This is a genomic window from Ruegeria sp. THAF57, from assembly GCF_903914075.1.
In the GTDB taxonomy this organism is placed as follows: Bacteria; Pseudomonadota; Alphaproteobacteria; order Rhodobacterales; family Rhodobacteraceae; genus Ruegeria.
The window spans coordinates 100,946-118,064 of the sequence record NZ_CAIWNQ010000007.1; the positions used below are offsets into that span (position 1 = coordinate 100,946).

Below are 17,119 nucleotides of genomic sequence, written 5' to 3' on the forward strand. Positions count from 1 at the left end.
CCCACTGGGAGGACGGGGTTCATGTCGTTGTGGGCAGATATCGGCGCGATTTTTAGCGCTTTACTCAGCCGGGATTCATTCGAGATTCAATCTGCGTTGCGCTCGGACGCGGCCTGGGTGATGGGCACGGTGGTAGCGGCTCTTGGCGGATTGCTGATCATGATGATTTACCGAAAAGTGCCATTTATCGAACACCACCTTGAGCGCTCGGTCATGGTGTATTCGTATCTGGCGATCGCGCTGATTATCTTCTGGGGAGTCATAGATCGGTTCGTGTTCAATGATCAGGAACCATGGTCTACCACCATCCCCCCCCTGTTATTTATGGTAATGGCGTGGTTTGGCGCGTCTTACAACGTGCGCCTGCGCACTCATCTCAGTTTTTCCGAGTTCCGCACAGCAATGCCGCGTGGCGCTCAGTTGGCGTGCCTGATCTTGGACGCGGTGTTATGGTTCATCTTTGCTGTCATCGTGATCGTGACCACGACACGACTGGTGGCGTTATCCGCATCGAATTTCCAGATTGTTCTGGGCACAGACAACATTATGCAATGGTGGTTCCTGCTGGCTGCCCCCCTATCGTTTTTCTTGATGGTTGGGCGGGTATTTCAGAACTTGGCCGATGATTTCCGAAACTGGAAAACAGGCAAGCCTTTGTTGCAACAGGCAGTGATAGGTTCAGACTGATGGCAGACGGAACCTGGGTAACTCTGATCTCGGTGGGGGTCACATTTCTGTTCATGCTTGGTGTGCCTGTTTTGCTGGTCATCAGCTACTGGGTGATTGGCTGTTCCTTTGTCCTCGGCCTTACGCTGGACAATATGGGTGCCGAGCTGTTGAACGTCTTCAATAAGGGTTTCGCCCTGCTGGCGATGCCACTTTTCATTCTGACTGGCGACCTAATCAACAAGTCCGGTATCGCCCGCAGGTTAAGTGACTTTGCTTACGCCTGTCTGGGTTGGATACGCGGCGGGCTTGCGATGGCATCATTGGGGGCCTGCGGATTGTTCGCGGCGATTTCGGGATCGAACTCGGCCACGACGGCGACGATCGGGTCAATGCTGCACCCTGAGATGGTCAAGGGCGGATATGACGAAAGGTTCAGTGCGGCAACTGCGGCAGCAGGGGGTACGGTTGGGATCATCATCCCACCTTCGATTATTTTCATCGTTTATGGTTTCCTGATGAACCTGCCGATTTCCGAACTGTTCGTAGCAGGCATTCTGCCCGGTGCGCTGATGGTAATGGGCATGCAACTCGCCTGTTGGATCATCTGCCGCATGAATGGATGGGGCTACCTGATCCCTCTGCAACTGAACCGTATTCTGAAAACTGCCTTTGGCGCATGGCTCGGGTTCTTTGCCATTGGGCTGGTTCTTTGGGGTATATACACGGGTAAATTCTCGCCGACCGAAGCGGCAGGAGTTACCGTGGGATTCTGCGTGATCGCTGGGCTGGTCAGCTATCCGATCAACCGCATCATGGGCGCACGCAACAACATTCCGCCCACCGAAAAGACATATGCCGAGATGTTTGTGGTAGAGGGTTTTACCATTCCAGAAATCCCATCGATCGTGATCCGTTCGGCACAGATCACCGGTATCCTTGCGCCGCTGATCGCGGTGTCGGTCGTGATGCAGCAAATCCTGTCTTTGCTTGGTGCGCAGCAGACTATTGGCGATTTCGTCACGTCGATGGGCGGGTATCATGCGGTGCTGTTCACCTCGATGGTGATCGTATTCTTTTCCGGCATGGTTTTGGAGAGTCTCCCGGTAACGATTATTCTCGCTCCCATTCTGGCCCCTATCGCAGCATCGGTAGGAGTTGATCCGATCCATTTCTCGGTGATTTTTCTTGTGGGGGCGTCCATCGGATTCATCACTCCGCCCTATGGGCTGAACTTGTACGTGGCTTCAGGTGTAACAGGTGTTCCGTATTTCCGGTTGTTACGCTACACGGTGCCGTATCTGGTTGCCTTGCTATCAGTTTGGATACTTGTTTCGTTGGTGCCCGATCTGGCCTTGATCCTGCTGCCCAACAACTAGAAGGTAGCGGGATGGCGAATTTAGATGTACCAGACAAAGATTCTCAGATACCGACGAACCTGCGCCTGTTGCTGATCCTGGAAGAAGTCGCTCGTCGCGGAGTTGCTGTTAGACCCTCGGATCTGATTGAAACGCTGGGTCTGGCAAAACCTACGATTCATCGCTTATTGCAAACTGCTGAGACCGAAGGTTTCCTTCAGCGTGATCTGGATGGGCGGTCTTTCGGACCGGGCCCCCGCCTGCGTCAGCTTTCGGTGAATACAGTGTCGTCCGAACATTTGCGTACTGCGCGACTTAGGATTTTGCGCAGCGTGGCAGATGAAATCGGTGAAACATGCAATCTGGCAATCCCCGACCGCGAAGGGATGATCTATCTTGACCGGGTCGAGACAAAGTGGCCTTTGCGCATTCAGTTGCCGGTCGGGACGCAAGTGCCGTTTCACTGCACAGCTAGCGGCAAGATGTACTTGTCGACGCTTAGGCAACAAGTTCTGGACGGTTATCTGGCCGCTGGAAGGCTGGACGCCCAGACGCAGCATACACTGACCGAACCTAAGGCATTGCGGGCCGAAATGAACCGGATTTCTGTCAGCGGTTATTCGACTGATGACGAAGAATTCATGTCCGGCATGACCGCTGTGGCCGTTCCAATTCAGGACGAGACGGGCAGGTTGGTCGCCACTTTGTCGGTTCATGCCCCAACGCAAAGGCATAAACTGCAAGGGTTGCTCGAATTCCTTCCTCTCCTGAATGGAGGAGCCGAAAAGTTGTCGAAGCTTCTATATTCTTGATTGGCTCTTTGCTGAGCCGTAGCAAAGTGTTCTGCCTGCACCGGCATTGTTCGCGATCCTGTCGATATTTCGGATCTCAAAACTTTCATCAGCTTACGCTGGCATAAGGAAAGTCGGTTATAGGAAGTTATGTCGTTGCCGAGATTCCCAAAAATCCAGTCGGGTTTCTTTGTCAGGTTTTCCGTAGGCGTCGGCAGGAATTTCCAAATATTGAGTTCTGACCTAACTTAGATCCCGCTATCCCGTAAGCGGACATTGATGGACACCGCGGCGAACGACTGCCTTGAGCCCAAACTCTCAAATGCTGCGCTACGGACCAATGTCTGTTTCCCGGTATGAGGTAGGCAGAGGCCTTTTTGTGGCCTCTGTCTCGTTGGTTCACTTGTTGAAGAACTCGGCGGCGGCGTCGGTCGACGCTTTCACGGCATCTGGCTTGTAGTAGAAGTCCACGTGGCCGAATTCGTCGAACGCCAGTTCCTCATGCTCGTTCGTCAGCTTTTCGATAAACTGGGTGGAGCAAGGCGCAGTGAATGCCGTGCTGGAGTAGATCGTCAGCGTAGGCTGCGTGATCTTGTCAGCATAGGCTTCACCAAGTGAGAACAGGGACTGCATGCTCTGATCGGCAATATGCATGTTTGAGAAGTTCGGAACTGCTTCTGGCCCCTTGGCCCCTGTGCGACCGTAGTAGTCATAGCTGGCCTCAGCCATCGACGGGAACGGAGCGGCTGCGACAAAATCTTCGCGGGAAATTTCGTCATCCAGGCCGAAAGTGTCAACGTAGACCGGCTCGCCGGTCTCATACATCTTCTGCATCGCCGCATTGGACGCTGCGATCATCTGGTGCGCCATGTTGGGATCGGCCCACTGGAACCCATCTGCGGCCATCATTCCAGAGACCAGAGCGATTTTCTTGATGCGGTGGTCGGTTACGGCGGCGGAGGCGATGATCGAGCCGCCCTGGCACACGCCCAGGCCGTGGATTTCTTCCACGAATGGAAGGGTGCCGAGGTATGACACAGCGTCCCAAGTGTTCTCGATCAGTCGGAACATATAGCGCGATTTCATGTGCTCTCCTGGCAGCGCGGGGCTGTCGCCCATGCCCAGATAGTCAAAGCCCAGATAGATGAAGCCGCGAGCGGCCATTTCCGGGCCGTAGGTCGCGGGGATCTGATCTTTCACCTGCGGGAAGGGGCTAGCGCCGACGATGGCTTTGTATTTCTTCGACGCGTCAAATCCTTCGGGAAGGTAGAGGTCGCCTGCCAAATCCACACCAAAGGACTTGAAGGTCACTTGGTTTTTGCCAGCGCTAAGGGTTTGGGTTGTCATGGTCTTGGTCCTTTCGGGTTGGAAGACGCTTGGCCTTGCAAAAGTAAATTGTGAAGTTTACTTATGGGGTGGTAAGGTGTTTGTAAACACAACTTTTTACTTATTGAGGTGGAACCTGTGAAACGTACTGAAAAGAAACGGAAAGATATCATCGACGCAGCCATCGATGAGTTCCGTGAGCAAGGGTTCCTGGGGGCAAAGACCACCTCAATCGCGAAAAAAGCGAACGTATCGAGTCGCACGCTTTACAATCACTTCGAAAGCAAGGAGGCGCTGTTCGACGCGATCTCAGAGATCATGTTGGAACAGAGCCGCAGCATGCAGCCGGTATCCTATGATCCGGATCGCGACTTCGCCGAGCAACTGAAGGATGCTCTTTGGTACTACGTCGGAGTGATCACGGAAGAAACAGCCATCGGATTAAATCGCATGGTCCTGTCAGAGCTGATCCGTGACCTTGATCGGTCCCGGCGGTTCTTCACTCAGACCGAAACCCACGATTATCCGATGACGCGGTTGATTAGTGAGGCTATGGACGCTGGCGTTATACGAGAAGCTGATCCTGCCTTCGCAACGAACCAGCTTTTGGGGCTCGTCAAAAACTTCTTCTTCTGGCCGGAGTTCTTTCTTGGCGAGAACCCGACACCAAAAGACGTCCTGGACGATTGCGTCGCTATGTTTTTGGCGCACTACAAAGCGGACGTTTGATTGGACATCACCAATTGCGGCTTCGTCCGCAGAGCAGACGTTCAAGCAAGTTGCAGCGAATGACCGCTCAGACTTCCAAAGCGGTCGTTCGCGCTTGGTGCAACAAATGACCAAAAGGCTTATGTACTCTCGGCGAAACGCACTAGTAGCTGCACGGATGGCCTTGTCTCATCTGACATAGCAGTCAAAAAGCCCGGACATTCCGCGCTTGCTATGTGTGGCCTATAAACAAAATCGCGCGGCGTCCGGGTGAGGCCGGGGGGGGGAGGGGTGCGACAATCCGACTCAATGAAGGGCGCAGGGGAGTCCGAAAATAAGGGAGGGGTATCGACGAACTTTCGGGGGTAGTTCGGGTGCAGGAGAAAATGCTTCCAGATTTATCCAGCAAAATCAATGGATTTTGGTGGAGCCTAGGGGAGTCGAACCCCTGACCTCTTGCATGCCATGCAAGCGCTCTCCCAACTGAGCTAAGGCCCCAAAAAGGTACTGCCGAAGCAGTGGACGGACGTTTATGAGACAGTGGCGGTTAGCGCAAGTCCAAAAACAGGCTGAGTGGTTAAAAACTTTTAGCCCGCCGTCCGGGACGGTTCGAGGCGGCGCAGGGCCGCCTCTGACCGGTATTAGTTTTCGTCCTCGGACGACATGTCGGTGATGTCGTCCAGCGACACGTTATCATTGTTGTCGTCATCGTCGTCCAGCAGATCGTCGTCCAGTTCAACGTCGACGTTGTCGTCATCATCCAAAACAATATCTTCATCCGACGCGTTCTCACGCGCTTTGGCCGATGCTGCGTCTTCCGCATCCGCGGCGATCATCCGGCTTTTGCCGGTTTCAAGCTCCACGATCTCGCCGGTATAGGGGCTAACGATCGGGTCCTTGTTCAGGTCATAAAACCGCTTACCGGTTGTCGGGCAAACGCGCTTTACACCCCATTCTTCCTTGGGCATGTCAATTCCCCTTGATATCAGGTGAGTCGTATCAACGATTCAGGTCACGTGCCACATGCGGCGGGTACTGTCAAAGCCTTTGAGCAGGAGAAACAGGCATATGGGAGATCACGCACTGCCCGGGACACCTCCGGTGCCGCTGACATTGCGCAAGTCAGCACGGGCGCGACGGATCAGCCTGCGAATTTCCCAATTGGATGGACGCGTTACACTGACTTACCCGCAAGGCGTGCCAGAGGCCGAGGCGCTGAACTTTGCACGTATGAAAGAAGACTGGATCCGGCAACATCTTGAGGACAGACCGGAGCTGTCGGTTGTCCAGTTTGGTCAAAGCATCCCGGTCGAGGGCGTCGCACGGCGAATCGTTCCCGCCAGCGGACGTCGTGTGCAGTTGGGCACTGATGAAATCGCAGTCCCAAAGGGCGCCGAGGCGCGGCGCTTGGTCAGGTTTCTCAAGGAATTGGCGCGGGACCGTCTTACCGGGGCGTGCGATGACTATGCGGCCATGTTGGGACGTCCTTATTCCAGCCTGACGATCCGGGATACGCGGTCTCGCTGGGGGTCGTGCAGTTCGGCTGGTGGTTTGATGTTTTCTTGGCGGTTGATATTGGCCCCGTCCGACATCTTGCATTACGTGGCGGCGCATGAGGTTGCGCATTTGGCGGAAATGAACCACTCACCCGCGTTTTGGGCGCAGGTCGAACGTATTTTCGGGGACTACAAAGACCAAAGGCGATGGCTGCGCGACAACGGGGCGCAGCTTCATCAGTATAGATTCGATACTGCCATGAGTTGACCGCAGGTCAGTTTGTGATCACATGGGGGCATGTTAAGCGCTCGTCCTTCAGAAACCCAAACTGCAACACATGACCGGGTTTACCGTGCCCTGCGCGCCCGTATCATGCACGGTGAGATTTCGCCGGGTCAGGCCCTGACTTTGCGCGGGATCGGCAAAGAGTTTGGCGTTTCGATGACCCCGGCGCGCGAAGCGGTGCGGCGTCTGGCAGCGGAAGGCGCGCTGTTTCTGTCGTCATCCGGCCGCGTCTCGACGCCCGAGTTGACGAATGACCGGATCGAAGAACTGGCAGCCCTGCGTGCCTTGCTTGAGGTGGAGCTGGCAAGCCGCGCTTTGCCTCGGGCGCACATGGCTTTGATCGACCGGCTGCAAAGCATTAATATGAACGTGGCTGAAATGGTCACCAAACGCGACGCCGTCGGCTATATTCGGACCAATCTTGAGTTTCACCGGACCCTATACCTGAGGGCGCAGGCGCCCGCGATGCTGGCCATAGCCGAAACCGTTTGGCTGCAATTGGGACCGACAATGCGCGCTTTGTATGGCCGTCTGCGCCGGACCGAGCCACCGCATTACCACAAGTTGATCATTGCGGCACTCAAGGCTGGGGATGAACCCGGTTTGCGCCTCGCGGTGCGTTCGGATGTCACGCAGGGCCTGAGGATGCTGGTCAGCTAGGCGACTTGTCGCCGAGCGCCCGGCGCCTGCTCTGACCTGGTTCGTCGTTCTGGTTTAGGGCGCGGCTCTGTTGTACTCTGGACCAAATCACAACAAGAGCAGATTTCAGCCATGATCAATCGTCGAGTATTTTCTGTCGGCCTCGGGTCCACCCTTTTGACTGCATGCTCCGCAGGGACTCAGTCCACCGCACCTGCATCGCGAATGCGTGCCGTTCCGAACTCGGGCTGGGATGCCTGGGTGACCGGTTTCAAAGGTCGCGCGGCCTCGCAGGGCATTTCGCAATCCACAATCAATCGAGCCTTTCAGGGGGCGGGGTATTTGCCTGACGTGATCGAACGCGATCGCAATCAGGTTGAGTTCAAGCGCTCGCTCGAAGACTATCTGGCAATCGCCGCCTCGGATGAGCGGATTGAGACGGGTCAGCAGATGATGGTCCGCCACGCCGGGACGTTGTCCAAGATTGAGGCGCAATACGGTGTCGACAAAGAGGTTATCGTTGCGGTCTGGGGGCTTGAAAGCCGCTATGGTGCCCGCCGTGGTGACGTGCCCGTGATCTCGGCGACCTCGACACTGGCTTATGACGGGCGGCGGGGTGCATTCTTTGAAAAGCAATTGATCGCGGCCCTGCAGATCATTCAGGAGGGCGACACGACGCCCGACAAGATGACTGGAAGCTGGGCAGGCGCAATGGGTCACACCCAGTTCATTCCAACCTCGTACCTTGCTTATGCGGTGGATTTCACCGGCGATGGACGGCGTGATATCTGGTCTGATGACCCAACGGATTCACTTGCCTCTACTGCGGCATATCTGGCCCGCGCGGGTTGGGTGCGCGGGCAGCCTTGGGGTGGTGAGGTTGGAACAGTCTCGGGCACGCCGGTCGCGGTTCTGCAGCCGCAAAAGCCGGGACCGCGTATTGCTGTTTTCCGAAATTTTCAGGTGATCAAGCGGTACAACAATTCGGACAGCTATGCGATTGGCGTCGGGCACTTGTCCGACCGGATCGCGGGCGGTGCGCCGTTCCAGGCATCATTCGGGCCGGATGCCACTGGTTTGACGCTGGAGGATCGCAAGGAATTGCAACGCCGACTGACTGCCGCCGGGTATGATACGCAGGGCGCAGACGGTGTGATTGGGAACAACACGAAATCCGCCATCAGCGCCTATCAGGGCGCCAAAGGCCTGCCAGTGACGGGCGAGCCCTCGGTGGCGCTGTTGCGGCAGTTGGGGGGCTAGGCGCGTTACGCGGCCAGCCCTTTTGATCCGATATCGAGGAATTTTTGACGGCGGTCGCGGATCAGCGCGGCCGCGTCTTTGCCGTCCAACTCGTTCAGCATTGCGGCAATCGCTGCGCGAACCGAGTCAACCGCAGCCGCCCGATCACGATGAGCGCCACCTTTGGGTTCGGTAATGATGCGGTCGCAGACGCCCAGTTTGTAAAGGTCTTGCGCGGTCAGACGAAGGGCTTCTGCCGCTTCGCGCATCTTTTCCGAATCTTTCCACAAAATCGACGCACAGCCTTCGGGCGAGATGACCGAGTACACAGAATGCTCCAGCATCGCCACGCGGTTTGCCGTAGCAAATGCCACCGCCCCGCCCGAGCCGCCTTCGCCTATGATGACCGAAACCAAAGGTACGCCGATTTTCAGGCACATCTCGGTTGAGCGGGCGATCGCTTCTGACTGGCCGCGCTCTTCCGCGCCTTTGCCGGGGTAGGCCCCAGCCGTGTCGATTAGGGTGATGACCGGCAGCCCAAACCGCCCTGCCATTTCCATCAGCCGGACGGCTTTACGGTATCCTTCGGGCCGGGCCATGCCGAAATTCCGCTCGATCCGCGACTTGGTGTCCGAGCCTTTTTCGTGCCCGATCACCATGACGGGCTGGTCGTCGAAACGCGCTAGACCACCGATCACGGCCAGATCATCAGCAAAGTTTCTGTCCCCGGCCAGCGGAGTGAATTCGGTGAACAGTTCCTTGACGTAGTCCTGACAATGTGGCCGTTCAGGGTGCCGTGCAACCTGACATTTGCGCCACGGGGTCAGATCCGCGTAAAGCTCGTCCAGCAGCTTGGCGGCCTTGGCGTCCAGTGCAGCGGCTTCTTCGGCCACGTCCATCTCTTCGTTGGCGCGGGCCAGCGCGCGTAATTCCTCGGCCTTGCCTTCAATCTCGGCCAGGGGTTTTTCGAAATCCAGATACTGGGTCATGACGCCTCTCAACGCGGAATTTCCCTGCTATATGACCTGACGTCGCGCCGGATGCAACTCGGGCAATGCGATCGGCCTTTGTTGCCGCCAGATTTCTTCACCAAGAAGCTGGTTACGTCGGCCATAGAACAGGGTACAGCGAGGCCACCAGCAATATCGCCATGGTCCAGTTGAACACCGACAACCGTTTCGGGTTAGTCAACACGCGCGCCATCTGCTGCCCCAGAACCGTCCACGTACTGACCGAGGGCAGGTTCACCGCGCCAAAGACCAACGCAACGACAACGATGGCGTTCAGAGTTTGCTCGGGCGTGTAGGCGGTTGTGGCGGTCAGGGCCATGACCCATGCCTTGGGGTTGACCCATTGAAAAGCTGCGGCCTGTAGAAAGGTCATCGGCGTGCCCGAGGTCTCCCCCGCCTTGGCTTGCGCTGCATGCGCGATTTTCCAGGCAAGAAACAGCAGATAAAGCACCGAGGCGGTTTTCAGGATCGTATAGCTGATTGGAAATCGGTCAAAGACCTGCACCAAACCAGCCCCGACCAGCAGAACCATCACCGTAAAGCCCAATCCGATCCCCAACATGTGCGGGACCGTCCGGCGAAAGCCGAAATTCGCGCCGGACGCCATCAGCATCAGGTTGTTTGGTCCGGGCGTGATAGACGAAACAAAGGCAAACGTGACCAGGGCCAGAAGAATCTCATATGTCATGAAGGGGATAATTACTGCGCATAGGGCAAATGAAATTGCGTTTTTGTGCGTTATTGTCATAGTTTTGCAATCAATGGCCAAGATAGATCAAATAAATCAGCAAATATTGCACGAGCTTTCGCGTGATGGACGGATCAGCAATCTGGATCTGGCCGAACGTGTCGGGCTTTCCCCGTCTGCCTGCCTGCGCCGCGTGCAAGAGCTGGAGCGTTCAGGGGTGATCGCCGGATATCGTGCGGTGCTGAATCCGGCGGCGGTTGGAGTGGGGTTCGTGGCGTATATCGGCGTGGGGCTGGGTGAACATACCAAAGCCGCGCAAGAAGGGTTCGAGCGTGCCCTTCAGCGTGCCCCCGAAGTGGTTGAGTGTCACAACATCACCGGCACCATAGAATACCTGCTGCGCGTCGAATGCGCGGACCTTCCGGCATATAAGACCTTTCACACTGATGTGCTGGGAACACTGCCCCATGTCACGTCGATTACGTCTTATGTCGTCATGGATTCGCCCAAAGATATGCGTGCTTAGCCTTGCGATTGTGATGTTTAACCGTCTTGCGGGGTTAATTTTCACGCCCTAGTGTCAGTTAATGACCTAATTTGACGGGGAACATACCCCGCGGGATGACTCTCAGGGAGGAGAAAATGAAACTCTTCAGAACAGGGGCGCTTGTCGCAGTATTCGCGATGATTGCCGGCGCGGCCATGACAGCGCCGCTCAAGCTGCAACCTGCCAGCCCCCAGCCCAGCCCAAAAGCGGGGCTTGACGTAAAATACGCATGGGAGGGTAATCCTCCGCGCAAGATCCAAAACCTGTCCAAGGTTGATTTTCTGCTGAAAAAGGCCAAGCCGGGGCAGCCGCTGCGCGGGTTGGACTATCGCGATACGTCAGAAGGCGACCCGGTGCTGACGTTCAACGAAGCCTTCAATGTCGCGGCAGAGATCACCGGTTACATCAAGTTCAACGCGCCCGGCGTCTACGAACTGGAGACCTGGTCTAATGACGGGATCGACGCTTGGGTCGGCGGGCAGCAGATCGGCTATTTCAACGGTCGGCAGGGCTGCGACGCAAACCAGCGGACCGAGGTCGAAGTCCCGCAGGCGGGATGGTACCCTCTGAAGATCAAGTATTTTCAGAAATACGGAACGTCTTGCCTGATGATGAAATGGGGCAAGAAGGGTGAACGATTTACCTGGACGCCCAATGACGTCTTTGGCCGTTAATAAAAAGGCGCCCTTTGGGGCGCCTTTTCAGTTTTAACCGTTTGCGGCGATCAATTCGGCCTGTGCCACGATGACCTCGGCCTGTTTGATCGACGCGATGTCCACCAAACGTCCCTTGTAAACCGTTGCGCCTTCGCCGTTGGCCTTTGCCTGCTCCATCGCGGCAAGGATTTCGCGGGCCTCGGACACGGCCTCGTCCGACGGGGTGAAGACCTGATTGGCGAGCGCGATCTGCTTGGGATGGATCGCCCATTTGCCGACCATGCCCAAAGTGGCCGAGCGTTTGGCCTGCGCGATATACCCTTCGTCATCTGAGAAGTCGCCGAACGGGCCATCCACGGGCAACACGCCATGGGTGCGGCAGGCCGCGACAATGGCGGCCTGTGCCCAGTGCCACGGATCGGACCAGTGCTTTTCGCCCTCGCGCAGCATGTAATAGTTTTCCTGCGTGCCACCGATGCCGGTGGTCTGCATCCCCATCGACGCGGCAAAGTCCGCAGCACCAAGGCTCATGGCTTGCATGCGAGGCGAGGAGGCCGCGATTTCTTCGACATGGGCGATGCCAGCGGCGGATTCGATGATGACCTCAAAGCTGACGGGCTTGGTGCGGCCCTTGGCGCGCTCGATTGCTGTGACCAGCGCGTCTACGGCGTAGACATCTGCTGCGCACCCGACTTTGGGGATCATGATCTGATCCAGACGATCGCCTGCCTGTTCCAGCAGGTCGACGACGTCACGGTACCAGTAAGGTGTGTCCAGCCCGTTGATGCGGACGGACATATACTTGCCGCCCCAGTCGATGGTGTTCAGCGCTTCGATTACATTTGCGCGGGCTGCATCCTTGTCAGAAGGTGCGACCGAGTCCTCAAGGTCCAGATTAATCACATCGGCTGCAGACGCGGCCATTTTCGGGAACAGTTTGGTGTTTGATCCCGGCCCGAACAATTGGCAGCGGTTGGGGCGCGCGGGGGCGGTGGGTTGGATGCGAAAGCTCATCTGGACCTCGTGCGAGAAAGGAAATTGCGATTTTCTTGCCTCCTGAGGTATTAAATTGCGCGATGCTGTGCAAGCGCCTTTGTGCAGATGCGGCAATGCAATCGCAGCATTCACCGTAATACGCTGCGTCGCTGGAGGTTAAAGTTTAATCGCTTTGAAAACTTGGGATGATTTTGCGCGTTTGGTGAATACTACGCAAGATTATCCCCTTGGACCCTGCGTCCTTGCAGGAAAACGCGAAACACTCGTTCGGGCGGTTTAATAATCTGCGCCGGAATCAAAGGAGTGCACCGCAATGATCGAGACACCGTATCTGTTGTTTTTGGGCGATGCGCCCGACCAGTTGGCGGCAAAGGTTGCCATCGGAATCCGCGACTGGCGACCAGACAACGCCGTGGGTCAATACCGCATGGACGGCTGTAAGGCCGATCTTGGCATGACGGATATGACGCTTGCCGAAGCCAAGGCCGCCGGGGCAAAGACGTTGGTGATCGGCGTTGCCAATCGCGGCGGTGTGATCAGCGCAGCTTGGAAAAAGGTGCTGATCGAAGCGCTGGAGATGGGCTATGATCTGGCGTCCGGCCTGCACAACCTGCTGCGTGATGAGGGTGATCTGGTCGCTGCTGCTCAGACTCATGGTTGCACGTTGCATGATGTGCGGGTGCCGACCGTTGGGTATCCGATTGCAAATGGTCGCAAACGCACAGGCAAGCGCTGTCTGGCCGTGGGCACCGATTGTTCCGCGGGCAAGATGTATACCGCCATGTCGATGGACGCCGAGATGCGCAAGCGGGGGATGAAGTCTACCTTCCGAGCCACGGGGCAGACGGGCATTCTGATCACCGGGCAGGGCGTTCCACTGGATGCGGTCGTGGCCGATTTCATGGCGGGTGCGGTTGAATACCTAACGCCCGAGAATGACGCAGATCACTGGGATCACATCGAAGGGCAGGGTTCGCTTTATCATGTATCTTATTCCGGCGTGACCATGGCGCTGATCCATGGCGGCCAGCCGGATGCGCTGATCCTGTGCCACGAACCCACCCGGACCCATATGCGCGGCCTGCCGGAGTATTCTCTGCCAACGCTGCAAGAACTGCGCGACGCCGCCCTTCCGATGGCTCGGATCGCGAACCCGGCCTGTCAGGTTGTCGGTGTGTCGATCAACACGCAGAACCTGAGCGAAAAGGACGCTTTGGCCTATATCGCCGAGGTTGAGGCCGAGATGGGTCTGCCCGCCACTGATCCCTATCGGTTCGGTGCGGGTAAACTGGTGGATGCGCTGGCCGCGCTGTGATCTAAGCGCTGGGCCGGTGGCGTTTGTTGCCGGCCTTTTCGACACTAAACTGAAAGGGTAGGCGCGTGCAGATAGAAGTCTCTCGTGATGTGTTTCGGCTGGCGCAGGTGTTCACCATTTCGCGCGGGTCGCGGACCGAGGCAAAAGTTCTGACGGTCCGGTTGTCGGATGGCGTGCATCAGGGCTGGGGCGAATGTGTTCCTTACGCGCGTTATGACGAAACGCTGGAGTCCGTCGAGGCCGAGATCGCGGGTCTGCCAGCCGAATTTACACGCCAGTCGCTGATGGACCTGTTGCCCGCCGGGGCTGCACGAAATGCGGTGGACTGCGCTCTGTGGGATCTGGAGTGCAAACGCGCAGGGAGGCGTGCCTGGGACCTTGCTGGTCTGCCGGTTCCGGGGCCAGAGATAACCGCCTATACTCTTTCGCTGGACACGCCCGAGGCGATGCAGGCGCAGGCGGCGCAAAACGCGCATCGCCCATTGCTGAAGATCAAGCTGGGCACGCCGGACGACATGCCCCGGCTGGAGGCTGTTCGCGCAGGCGCGCCCGACGCGCAGATCATTGTCGACGCGAATGAGGGCTGGTCTGCTGCCGTTTATGCCGATCTGGCCCCGCATCTGGTGCGTCTGGGTGTTGCGCTGGTCGAGCAGCCCCTGCCCGCAGGTGAAGATGACGCGTTGATCGGGATAGAGCGCCCGGTGCCCGTCTGTGCTGACGAATCCTGTCATGACCGCGCCAGCCTTCCGGCGCTGAAAGGTAAATACGACGTGGTCAACATCAAGCTCGACAAAACCGGCGGCCTGACCGAGGCGTTGGAACTGCGCAAGCAGTCGCTGGCCGAGGGGTATCAAGTGATGGTCGGCTGCATGGTCGGCAGCTCGCTTGCGATGGCCCCTGCGACCTTGTTGGCGCAGGGTGCGATGGTAACGGACCTTGACGGCCCGCTTCTTCTGGCCGAAGACCGCACCAACCCGCTGATTTTTGATGACGCCGGAGTGCATCCGCCTTCAAGCGCGCTCTGGGGCTGAGGAGAACACCATGACCCGCACCGTTTACGTGAACGGAGAATACCTGCCCGAGACCGAGGCCAAGGTCTCGATCTTTGACCGTGGATTCCTGATGGCTGACGCCGTCTATGAGGTGACCAGTGTGCTGGACGGCAAGCTGATCGACTTTGAGGGTCACGCGGTGCGCCTGAAACGCTCGCTGGACGAATTGCAGATGGCCGAGCCGTGCGACAAAGATGAATTGCTGGAAATTCACCGCAAGTTGGTCGAACTGAACGGGATCGTCGAGGGCCTGATCTATTTGCAGGTCACACGCGGCAGCGATGGCGACCGGGATTTTGTGTTCCCTGCCGCAGACACCAAACCAACGCTGGTTCTGTTCACCCAGAACAAGCCAGGTCTGGCTGACAGTCCGGCGGCGCAGAAGGGGGTCAAGATCATCTCGATCGACGATATCCGCTGGGGCCGTCGCGACATCAAGACAACACAGCTGCTTTATCCGTCCTTGGGCAAGATGATGGCCAAGGCCGCCGGGTGCGACGATGCGTGGATGGTCGAAGATGGGTATGTCACCGAAGGCACCAGCAACAATGCTTACTTCGTGAAAAACGGTAAGATCGTCACCCGCCCACTGTCCAACGACATCCTGCACGGCATCACCCGCAAGGCCGTGCTGCGCATGGCGGCTGAGGCGCAGATGGAGGTCGAGGAACGTCTGTTCACCATCGACGAGGCGAAAGAGGCGGATGAGGCCTTTACCACTTCGGCCAGTGCTTTCGTGATGCCAGTGGTTGAGATCGACGGGGTTGCACTGGGCAACGGAACACCCGGCCCGATCGCCAAGCGCCTGCGCGAAATCTATTTGGACGAAAGCCGGAAAGCGGCAATCTGACTAAAATGGCCCGCTGGAATGGCGGGCCTTTTAGCTATATGACCTCAGCCTTTCTTGCCGACGTTTTCCTCAAACGAGACCTCGAAGGCAGCCTGTTTTTCGGGGCTGGCTTCGGTCTGATAATTGGCTTTCCATTCATCCATGGTCATGCCGTAGAAAATCTGGCGGGCCTCGTCCTTGCCCATCTCGATGCCTTTTTCATTGGCGGCTTCTTGATACCAGCGCGACAGGCAGTTGCGGCAGAACCCGGCCAGATTCATCATGTCGATGTTCTGAACATCGGTGCGGTCTTCCATCAGGTGTTTTTGCAAGCGGCGGAACGCGGCGGCCTGAAGTTCGATTTCGGTTTGCTTGTCCATGGTCTGGCTCCGGGTAAACACTATCGTTGTCTCTGACCTAGCGGTCCGGTGGTGATGTTTCAACAAACAGGACGTCACGCCAGCTTCAACGCAAGCCAAGGGACGATGCAGAAAATCAATGTCAGAATCTTGTAGTTGGCGAGATACCTGAAATAGGCCCGTTTCACGTCCGGGCGTTCCATCTGGAACATCCTGCCGTGGATACCGGCAATCCAGTCCTGCAAAAGCAGGACCATTGCTGTGGTAAACAGCAATACCGCGATGTTGAGTACGGCCATCCAACCAAAGACGGAGGTGAGGAATTCCTGAGTCACAGTCGCCCCCTTTCCCTCGAAATATATGTGTTGGCGGCGAACCTCACAATGTCGTGCGCTTAAAGGTCGCTGTCGTCCAGAGCGTCCTTCAGGACGACTGCCAACCGTTCAGCCCATGCGCGCTGTCCTGCATGATCGGCGATCAGGTCGTTGCGTAGCTCGATCAACGCATTGGGGCGGCCAAATCCCGTGCAGTGCTTGTCGATCGCGTCACCGGGCAGCACTCCGGTATAGGGTTCGTTGATGCCAACGCACAGATCGTCCTCGGACTGCAGTCGGTTGATCAGCGGGCGCGCAAAACGTTCGTCCGGGGTGTGCAGAACACCCACGTGCCAAGGGCGCGGATCACGGCCGCGAAGCTGCCGGGTGAAAGAATGCATCGACACAATCACCGCGTGGGGCAGGGCGGCCAATTCAGCCAGCGCATTGTGATACGGGCGATAGCACATGTTCAAGCGGCGTTCGCGCTCGGCGTTGTCGGCGTGGCGGTTGCCTGGAATGATCGAGCCGTCATAGAGCTTCATCAGCAAGGTCGGGTCATCCTCACCCCGGTTGGGGTCGATCACAAGGCGAGAGAAATTCGCGGCAATGACGGGTGCGTTCAGGATCTCGCCCAGATGCTTGGACACCTCATAGGCGCCAACGTCATAGGCGATGTGACGTTCCATATCCTCGCGCGGCAGGCCGAGATCGCCGCCGTTGATATCGGGCGGAACGGTGTTTGTTGCGTGGTCGCATGTAATCAGCCAGCGCGACGGGCGATCAGCGCCGTGGATAAAAAACGGAGAATACGTCATAAGCCTGTCATCTAGTTTGTCGCAGG

General features: G+C 57.2%; 20 protein-coding genes and 1 tRNA gene. 12 read left to right on the forward strand and 9 right to left on the reverse strand.

Annotated elements, in window-relative coordinates:
• The first annotated feature begins 21 nt into the window (after nt 1-21).
• Genes RUESEDTHA_RS16020 through RUESEDTHA_RS16030 form a run of 3 tightly spaced genes read left to right on the forward strand, consistent with a single transcriptional unit; the run spans nt 22 to nt 2,836 of the window.
• Nucleotides 22-687, forward strand: a complete 666-nt coding sequence (locus RUESEDTHA_RS16020) for a TRAP transporter small permease (RefSeq protein WP_180887732.1) — start codon at nt 22-24, stop codon at nt 685-687.
• Nucleotides 687-2,045, forward strand: a complete 1,359-nt coding sequence (locus tag RUESEDTHA_RS16025) for a TRAP transporter large permease (protein ID WP_171120860.1) — start codon at nt 687-689, stop codon at nt 2,043-2,045. The genes RUESEDTHA_RS16020 and RUESEDTHA_RS16025 overlap by 1 nt, the downstream gene beginning before the upstream one ends.
• A gap of 11 nt (nt 2,046-2,056) precedes the next feature.
• The gene (locus RUESEDTHA_RS16030) at nt 2,057-2,836 is read left to right on the forward strand and encodes an IclR family transcriptional regulator (protein WP_180887733.1); all 780 of its coding nucleotides are present in this window, start codon (nt 2,057-2,059) and stop codon (nt 2,834-2,836) included.
• A gap of 378 nt (nt 2,837-3,214) precedes the next feature.
• Here the strand turns inward: RUESEDTHA_RS16030 and RUESEDTHA_RS16035 are convergent, their stop codons facing one another.
• Complete coding sequence (locus tag RUESEDTHA_RS16035) at nt 3,215-4,162, reverse strand: alpha/beta hydrolase (RefSeq protein WP_180887734.1); 948 nt, start codon at nt 4,160-4,162, stop codon at nt 3,215-3,217.
• Between the two features lie 117 nt (nt 4,163-4,279).
• Here RUESEDTHA_RS16035 and RUESEDTHA_RS16040 point away from each other — a divergent pair, with 117 nt between their 5' ends.
• Nucleotides 4,280-4,870, forward strand: a complete 591-nt coding sequence (locus tag RUESEDTHA_RS16040) for a TetR/AcrR family transcriptional regulator (RefSeq protein ID WP_180887735.1) — start codon at nt 4,280-4,282, stop codon at nt 4,868-4,870.
• Nucleotides 4,871-5,271: 401 nt separating this feature from the next.
• Here RUESEDTHA_RS16040 and RUESEDTHA_RS16045 read toward each other — a convergent pair.
• Nucleotides 5,272-5,347, reverse strand: a tRNA-Ala gene (locus RUESEDTHA_RS16045).
• A gap of 143 nt (nt 5,348-5,490) precedes the next feature.
• Entirely contained in the window at nt 5,491-5,817 is a 327-nt protein-coding gene (locus RUESEDTHA_RS16050) for a TIGR02300 family protein (protein ID WP_180887736.1), read from the reverse strand.
• A 100-nt stretch (nt 5,818-5,917) separates the two neighbouring features.
• Between RUESEDTHA_RS16050 and RUESEDTHA_RS16055 the strand changes: the two genes are divergently transcribed.
• The 3 genes from RUESEDTHA_RS16055 (at nt 5,918) to RUESEDTHA_RS16065 (ending at nt 8,530) form a co-directional block, all read left to right on the forward strand.
• Nucleotides 5,918-6,613, forward strand: a complete 696-nt coding sequence (locus RUESEDTHA_RS16055; protein WP_180887737.1) for a M48 family metallopeptidase — start codon at nt 5,918-5,920, stop codon at nt 6,611-6,613.
• 30 nt (nt 6,614-6,643) lie between these two features.
• A complete protein-coding gene (locus RUESEDTHA_RS16060; RefSeq protein WP_171125422.1) occupies nt 6,644-7,291 on the forward strand; it encodes a GntR family transcriptional regulator in 648 nt (215 codons plus the stop codon).
• Between the two features lie 111 nt (nt 7,292-7,402).
• Nucleotides 7,403-8,530: a lytic murein transglycosylase gene (locus RUESEDTHA_RS16065; protein ID WP_180887738.1), complete on the forward strand. Its 1,128-nt coding sequence runs from the start codon at nt 7,403-7,405 to the stop codon at nt 8,528-8,530.
• A gap of 5 nt (nt 8,531-8,535) precedes the next feature.
• Here RUESEDTHA_RS16065 and RUESEDTHA_RS16070 read toward each other — a convergent pair whose 3' ends face one another.
• Together RUESEDTHA_RS16070 and RUESEDTHA_RS16075 are read right to left on the reverse strand one after the other, a co-directional pair.
• On the reverse strand, nt 8,536-9,498 hold the full coding sequence (locus tag RUESEDTHA_RS16070; protein ID WP_180887739.1) for an acetyl-CoA carboxylase carboxyltransferase subunit alpha: 963 nt from the start codon (nt 9,496-9,498) through the stop codon (nt 8,536-8,538).
• Nucleotides 9,499-9,610: 112 nt separating this feature from the next.
• A complete protein-coding gene (locus RUESEDTHA_RS16075) occupies nt 9,611-10,207 on the reverse strand; it encodes a LysE family translocator (RefSeq protein WP_180887740.1) in 597 nt (198 codons plus the stop codon).
• Between the two features lie 73 nt (nt 10,208-10,280).
• On the opposite strand from RUESEDTHA_RS16075, the gene RUESEDTHA_RS16080 reads away from it, so the two are divergent.
• On the forward strand, nt 10,281-10,733 hold the full coding sequence (locus RUESEDTHA_RS16080) for an Lrp/AsnC family transcriptional regulator (protein ID WP_180887741.1): 453 nt from the start codon (nt 10,281-10,283) through the stop codon (nt 10,731-10,733).
• A gap of 116 nt (nt 10,734-10,849) precedes the next feature.
• Nucleotides 10,850-11,428 (forward strand): PA14 domain-containing protein, encoded by a 579-nt coding sequence (locus tag RUESEDTHA_RS16085; protein ID WP_180887742.1) that lies wholly within the window; start codon nt 10,850-10,852, stop codon nt 11,426-11,428.
• Nucleotides 11,429-11,461: 33 nt separating this feature from the next.
• Here the strand turns inward: RUESEDTHA_RS16085 and RUESEDTHA_RS16090 are convergent, their stop codons facing one another.
• Nucleotides 11,462-12,424, reverse strand: coding sequence for an L-malyl-CoA/beta-methylmalyl-CoA lyase (locus tag RUESEDTHA_RS16090; protein ID WP_180887743.1), 963 nt, complete (start codon nt 12,422-12,424; stop codon nt 11,462-11,464).
• Between the two features lie 295 nt (nt 12,425-12,719).
• On the opposite strand from RUESEDTHA_RS16090, the gene dgcN reads away from it, so the two are divergent.
• From dgcN to RUESEDTHA_RS16105, 3 genes are all read left to right on the forward strand, one after another.
• Nucleotides 12,720-13,721: an N-acetyltransferase DgcN gene (gene dgcN / locus RUESEDTHA_RS16095; protein WP_180887744.1), complete on the forward strand. Its 1,002-nt coding sequence runs from the start codon at nt 12,720-12,722 to the stop codon at nt 13,719-13,721.
• A 65-nt stretch (nt 13,722-13,786) separates the two neighbouring features.
• On the forward strand, nt 13,787-14,752 hold the full coding sequence (gene dgcA, locus RUESEDTHA_RS16100) for an N-acetyl-D-Glu racemase DgcA (protein WP_180887745.1): 966 nt from the start codon (nt 13,787-13,789) through the stop codon (nt 14,750-14,752).
• 10 nt (nt 14,753-14,762) lie between these two features.
• Complete coding sequence (locus tag RUESEDTHA_RS16105; RefSeq protein WP_180887746.1) at nt 14,763-15,623, forward strand: D-amino-acid transaminase; 861 nt, start codon at nt 14,763-14,765, stop codon at nt 15,621-15,623.
• A gap of 44 nt (nt 15,624-15,667) precedes the next feature.
• Here RUESEDTHA_RS16105 and RUESEDTHA_RS16110 read toward each other — a convergent pair whose 3' ends face one another.
• The 3 genes from RUESEDTHA_RS16110 to RUESEDTHA_RS16120 form a co-directional block, all read right to left on the reverse strand.
• Nucleotides 15,668-15,982, reverse strand: coding sequence for a DUF1244 domain-containing protein (locus RUESEDTHA_RS16110; RefSeq protein WP_180887747.1), 315 nt, complete (start codon nt 15,980-15,982; stop codon nt 15,668-15,670).
• 74 nt (nt 15,983-16,056) lie between these two features.
• A complete protein-coding gene (locus RUESEDTHA_RS16115) occupies nt 16,057-16,296 on the reverse strand; it encodes a DUF6868 family protein (protein ID WP_171126911.1) in 240 nt (79 codons plus the stop codon).
• A 59-nt stretch (nt 16,297-16,355) separates the two neighbouring features.
• Entirely contained in the window at nt 16,356-17,093 is a 738-nt protein-coding gene (locus RUESEDTHA_RS16120) for an N-formylglutamate amidohydrolase (RefSeq protein ID WP_180887748.1), read from the reverse strand.
• Nucleotides 17,094-17,119: the final 26 nt, after the last annotated feature.